Source organism: Shigella sp. FC1544, assembly GCF_001722145.1.
In the GTDB taxonomy this organism is placed as follows: domain Bacteria; phylum Pseudomonadota; class Gammaproteobacteria; order Enterobacterales; family Enterobacteriaceae; genus Escherichia; species Escherichia coli.
Genome location: NZ_MECT01000137.1, coordinates 1 through 5,302, shown reverse-complemented (window position 1 = coordinate 5,302; position 5,302 = coordinate 1). Strand labels below are relative to the sequence as shown.

The 5,302-nt window shown below is 38.4% G+C and carries 3 protein-coding genes and 5 pseudogenes; 2 read left to right on the top strand and 6 right to left on the bottom strand.

Going from position 1 to position 5,302, the window contains the following annotated elements; genetic code table 11:
• The 4 genes and pseudogenes from BGK49_RS30605 to ospD3 form a co-directional block, all read right to left on the bottom strand.
• A pseudogene (locus BGK49_RS30605) lies at nt 1-126 on the bottom strand (IS91 family transposase); the annotation flags it as partial.
• The gene (locus tag BGK49_RS09205) at nt 107-379 is read right to left on the bottom strand and encodes a hypothetical protein (RefSeq protein ID WP_000019158.1); all 273 of its coding nucleotides are present in this window, start codon (nt 377-379) and stop codon (nt 107-109) included. The pseudogene BGK49_RS30605 and the gene BGK49_RS09205, both read right to left, overlap by 20 nt.
• A gap of 166 nt (nt 380-545) precedes the next feature.
• A pseudogene (locus BGK49_RS26095) lies at nt 546-665 on the bottom strand (IS66-like element accessory protein TnpA); the annotation flags it as partial.
• 116 nt (nt 666-781) lie between these two features.
• The gene (gene ospD3 / locus BGK49_RS09200) at nt 782-2,479 is read right to left on the bottom strand and encodes a type III secretion system effector OspD3 (protein WP_001343187.1); all 1,698 of its coding nucleotides are present in this window, start codon (nt 2,477-2,479) and stop codon (nt 782-784) included.
• A gap of 75 nt (nt 2,480-2,554) precedes the next feature.
• Here ospD3 and BGK49_RS26090 point away from each other — a divergent pair.
• Nucleotides 2,555-2,703 (top strand): annotated as a pseudogene (locus tag BGK49_RS26090) (IS1 family transposase); the annotation flags it as partial.
• A gap of 103 nt (nt 2,704-2,806) precedes the next feature.
• Here the strand turns inward: BGK49_RS26090 and ospC1 are convergent.
• Complete coding sequence (gene ospC1, locus BGK49_RS09195; RefSeq protein WP_046891811.1) at nt 2,807-4,219, bottom strand: type 3 secretion system effector OspC1; 1,413 nt, start codon at nt 4,217-4,219, stop codon at nt 2,807-2,809.
• 450 nt (nt 4,220-4,669) lie between these two features.
• Here ospC1 and BGK49_RS29210 point away from each other — a divergent pair.
• Nucleotides 4,670-4,732: pseudogene (locus BGK49_RS29210) on the top strand (IS66-like element accessory protein TnpA); the annotation flags it as partial.
• A 20-nt stretch (nt 4,733-4,752) separates the two neighbouring features.
• Here BGK49_RS29210 and BGK49_RS09190 read toward each other — a convergent pair.
• Nucleotides 4,753-4,974 (bottom strand): annotated as a pseudogene (locus BGK49_RS09190) (transposase domain-containing protein); the annotation flags it as partial.
• Nucleotides 4,975-5,302: the final 328 nt, after the last annotated feature.

The window sequence follows — 5,302 nt, the reverse complement described above, 5'->3', positions numbered from 1 at the left end:
TTTTGTGACAGCCTCAACCCCGATATCGCGCAGACCGCCCGCATCCAGGAAGGACGTCCAGCACTGGTTGGCTGTGAACAGGCGTTTCAGCGATCGGGGCTGAAAATCACCACCACTTCGGGTCATCCGCCTTCATCTCCGCTTCTGTTTCGTATAAATCAAAACGACGGCAGGTATGGCAGAACGTGACGTATTCGTACGGTGAATCCGGGTACATTTTGTGGAAGGTTTCCCAGAAACAGACCGTGCAGGAGGGATGACCGGTGATAAAGTCTGCAAATACGGACTTATAAGGGTGATTATTGGCTCTGGCGACGGCTTTCAGAACCTCTTTCACCATTCTGGTGTGGACTTTCTGGTGCTCCAGGTTGTGTGACATGGGAACTCATTCTGGATGGTTACTCTGAAAGCTCATATTCTGCCACACCCCGATTTGCAGCCGCCAGGCTGCCGTGGTTCACAGATAAAACACTCTCCAGGAAACCCGGGGCGGTTCACTGCGTGTCTGGGTTCGCCAGCATGAGCGGGATACCGGGGGCGGTTCACACGAACATACCACAGACAGTTGATTTTGGTACGCCCAGGCGACGTCCGGCCACAACCCGTGGTAAATGTTCTTCGAAATGAAGGCGTAAAGCTTCAGTGATCCAGGTCCGGTATTCCATACGATAGTGTCCACTTCAAAATGATGGACATTATTTTTGTGGAACCGGAGGTAACAGACCAGACGGTTTAAATGAGCCGGTTACCTCAAATTCAGTGTATCACCACGAGATAATATTCAGCTTTTTATATTCTTCATAATTTCTAGAAAATCACTTCCATTTTTTTTGTCCAAGTGTTCTGCTATTTCTTCAGGTGTAATATTTTCATTTTTTATTATTCCCATATAAGTTTTTATTGCCTCAAAATTCCTATTTTGAAAAGCTATAATTAATCCAGATACCCCATTTGGGCCTTCTGCCGCCAGTAATTTTGATGCCTGATGTGGAGTAAGGTCTGCAGTGTGAAGTATTTTCCCATAAGCAATAATTGTTTCTACACATCCATTATGCAAGGCTACAAACAATCCAGATAAACCATTAGAATCTTTCGCTTCTAACAGCTCTGCTTTTTTATCCAAGTTAAGTTTTGCCTCATTCAATATATCACCATAAGCTAAGATTGCATCAGCCTGTCCATTATTCAATGCTAACAGAAGTCCGGGAACATTGTCATATCTCCTTGAGGCCAGCAAATTTACAATATCCTCTGAGTTGAGGAGAGGGGGGCTAAGAATGAGCTCACCGTATGCGCGTATAGCATCTGCATGTCCATTTTGAAGAGCAAACATTAGTCCGGGTATCTGTCTGTGTACTTCATCATAATAATAAGCGGTCAGCAAATTTTTCAGCTTATTGTATTCGATATTTATTGCTCTCTTCTTGAGAAGCCTTCCGTATGTTTTGATAGTTTCTGCATGCCCATTTTGAAGTGCTTGGGATAAACCCGATATTCGTCCTCCCATTCCTTCCGCAGTTAGTAGTTCTACCGTTTTATCAAGGTTAAGTCCAGAAGTTTCCAGGAGTTCTCCGTATGCTAAGATTGTATCTGAATGCCCATTTTGTAAAGCTAAAAGCAATCCTGACAAACCATCGTCATTTTTGGCTGCCAAAAGTAATTCTAACGTATTGTCTGAAAGGTCAGATAGTTGTACGACTCTTGTTACTTTTTGGATTAGCTCAGTCAATCCCATACGCATCGCGTGATAAATAACTTTGGGGTGAAGTAAATTATTAGGCCATCTGATTATGGAGGACATGCTTGTTGGAGTATGTCTGTCCACAAATATAGACATACCGTCGGATATAAGACCATAACATTTCTGATGTTTTTCATCAAGAAAATTATCTACAGTCAGTTTTTTTATTTTAGCCAAGTTAAATTTGTTAAACTCTGCTCGTAAATGAGTTGCTGTATGGTTGGGATCATAAAGCTGAATGACAAAATCTCCCCCATTTTTAGTTTCTTTAATCTTCAAGCCTAATGCCATATTGTGATTTGATGTACTTATTTCTAGTGCTCTGCTTTTTTCGGAATGAAAAATCATTTCATTGAAAATATAAAAAATAATATCTCCCCATGAACCGTTTTCAACAAAATAAATAATAGCAGGCACATTAATAGCCTTTTCTTCTTCACTCACTGAAACATAATTTTTAATTTCATCCGGAAAAGCAAAGTGATGATAATCCACGTGACCACTACTTTTGTTAAACTGTGCTATCCAGTAGGAAGCTAAATGTCGACAGACAATAAGTCTTCCAGAGTGATCGGTAACTTGGCAATTTAGATTTAATAAAAAACTCCTCTTGTCAGAAAAATATGGCAATTGTTTTGAGTGCAATAGAGACTGGATTGTCTCAACAGAGACGTTGTCTTTATTTATCATATTTTGCAAACATATTTTCCTTGATGGGATTAAATTTACTGATGGCATATGTATATATTCCTTTCATTGATGGGTTGTGACGCAGACTTAGTGTTGTTGTACTCTTTGCCCTTTGGATGATTGATGGCAAAGATTGATGTGGTTTGTCCCCGTTACTCTGAAACTCAGGGGGTATCCGGAACGGCCATTCCAGTTCAGGGGGGCTGCTCTATCGCTGTAAGCAGTGCCTGAAGACCTTCCAGCTCGACTACCGCTACAACGGGGCGAAACCCATCAAACTTTCCAACTATTATCACATTGAGCCATACTGACAATAAACAATATATCGATATTTTGTGCAAATACTGCCTTTTGCTAAACGATATTCAATTTTGATTAAATATATTTATTGTCAGATGTTGCACCATATTTCAATAATAGTTTTATCATTTCTGCATTCTCATATTTTATTGCGTTATCCAACATACAATCCCCACTATTAGTTTTTTTGAACTTTGTGTTTACATCAACCAATCCCTTATTGATAAAATACTCAAGTACTTTACAGCTTGAATTATGAGCGCTAAGTAGATACTCAATGTCATACAAGTCATGCTTTATGGAAATAACATCTTGTCTAGTTATCTCAAAATTAGATAATATATATAAGGCGACATCCTCTTTTTGATTAGTAATCGAAAGAAAAAGAGTCTGGAGAGCAATTTTTTTGTTAGTGACCTGCTTGTTAATTTCTTCGTAATTAGATGCTGTAACAGCCTCCTCTAAGGATATTTCTCTAATCTTAACTTTTTTGAAGTTTTCTGTACTTACCATCCTAGGTATATGGTACTCTGGCTGAAAAACAAAGTTTATGATTCTATCCAGATCCACAGGGGTAAGATTTTTTCCATAGCAAAACTCCTTGAAGCTTTGGTCTTCACTTTTTCTAATAAAGTCAATCAGGTATAATCCGAGCCCTAACTTCATATCTTTAGTATTGAATATTGGTACATCTATAATTCCTTTACTTCCATGTACGTATCGACTAACTTCTTTATTAACCTCTGAAAATTTATCTAAAAATGATTGGTGCTCATGGTAAAAAACAGGTGGAATAGCATTATCAAAGTGATCGGTTAATGTCATATATCCATATGGAGAGTCATGATCAATGATATACGCATTTGCACCAAAATCAACAGTGTGATGTTTTGTATTCAGGGGGTGTTTTTTCTGATGGCTAGAGATTTCAACGCCAAAAAACACAAAGTCATGATTAGCTATTTTTTTTATATCATCAGCGTATGTGTTTCGTTTTGTGCATATTCCTTCAGACTGAATTTTATTGAATGACTTAATGTTTAAAATTTTATCAGACAAATCAGAATTACTTTGATGTCTGAAGATTAAATCAGAATTAATAATTAGCGAAAGCAAATTGAGTTCCTCTGCAGAAAGAGGATGAAGTTTTTCCCTTATTTCAGATATATAATGCTTCGATAATCTGTCAAGGTGCTCAATAGCCTTAAATGAGGCTTTAGCGTCTGATGGTGCATCAATTGCTATATTTAAAGATTTAAAGTTAGAGCCTTGAGAGAACATTCTACTATAACTCTGTGCTGCTATAGTTTTCCTAAAGAAATCTTTAATAATATTTGCACTATCTTTTAAATTTTTTTCATCTGGCATAGTTTGTTGTGCAGCGTTTCGCACTGATGTCACTTTTGGAAACAATGTATGTAATCTGTTATCCATAGAATCTATATTGCATTGGGTATTTGCTGAGTTCAGTGTTTCTGATATATTCATAAAATGAACCTTATATGAAAACAGTTTTAATTAATATCTTTCCCCACAAGATATAGTAGGGTATGAATTACAATTTTTGAGTATATATACAATATACTGCATGTAATTAGATAAGGGTATTATATACTTTTGATGTTATGTGATGCCAGATATTTCAAAATATCTAAAATCCGATGCTTAAGAACTCAAGTTAATCTTTTTTGTGAAATTATTTTCATAATTTAATAACTATATCAATTTTATTGAACAGCAATGAATTTTACTATAAAAAAACGATACTTTCTCTGATTCCTCTTATGGAGTGCTTCCAGTTAGTGGAATGTGTATTCTGCAATGAAATCCTCGATGATTTTTTCATGAAGCTCAACTAAGTGTGAAAAACTGATGTTTTTTTAATAGAGGTTAGTTTGGCCATATATAATTATTGTACTTTTGCAGTTTTTTTGTTACTTCCCTTATGAGTTCAAAATCGCCTTAATGGAGCAGTCACTGCAACCCAGAGCCTGTGTGGCGTAGATCGCCCGTGAAAATGGAATCTGCCGTTCGGTTTTTGCGCGAAGTTTTTCTGAGCTTTTACCGAACTGCATACGCTGCAGTTTCGCAACCTGCGCCTTCAGTCGGTTGATTTCGGAAGCATAAGCCGCCATCCGCTGTGAGAGCAGGCGGTTGTATTCAGCCATCTGGTGGATAGTGTCCTGTTGCGTCTGCAACAGTGCCCGCAGGCGGGCGTTCTCATGAGCAAGTGAGGTGTCCATTTCCTCACTTTACAACGGGTTATATGCGGATTCCAGCACGTTCCGTTCGTTTTGGATGTTTGTCGGGTAAGGACAGTTCATTGCTGGACTGCCCTCCCCTAAGAACGGTGCATACCGGTTTCCCGGTACACCGCTCAAGCCTTTATAAGCCCTTTTTGAGAGAGCCGACTTCACAACTGTGTAACTGTCGATGGCAATTTGGATGTAACAAGACAAGGTTAGATAATTCGTAAGCGTACAGCCTGAACCGTCTGGTCAGAATCTGACGAATTAGACAAAGTGGTGTCCACCAAATAAGTAGTGGGAACCAAAGTGTCAGATATGCAGA

What these genes read in the sequence shown, in the direction of transcription:
- BGK49_RS09205 (WP_000019158.1), bottom strand. Translation starts at nt 379, where the DNA reads ATGTCACACAACCTGGAGCACCAGAAAGTCCACACCAGAATGGTGAAA.
- ospD3 (WP_001343187.1), bottom strand. Translation starts at nt 2,479, where the DNA reads ATGCCATCAGTAAATTTAATCCCATCAAGGAAAATATGTTTGCAAAAT.
- ospC1 (WP_046891811.1), bottom strand. Translation starts at nt 4,219, where the DNA reads ATGAATATATCAGAAACACTGAACTCAGCAAATACCCAATGCAATATA.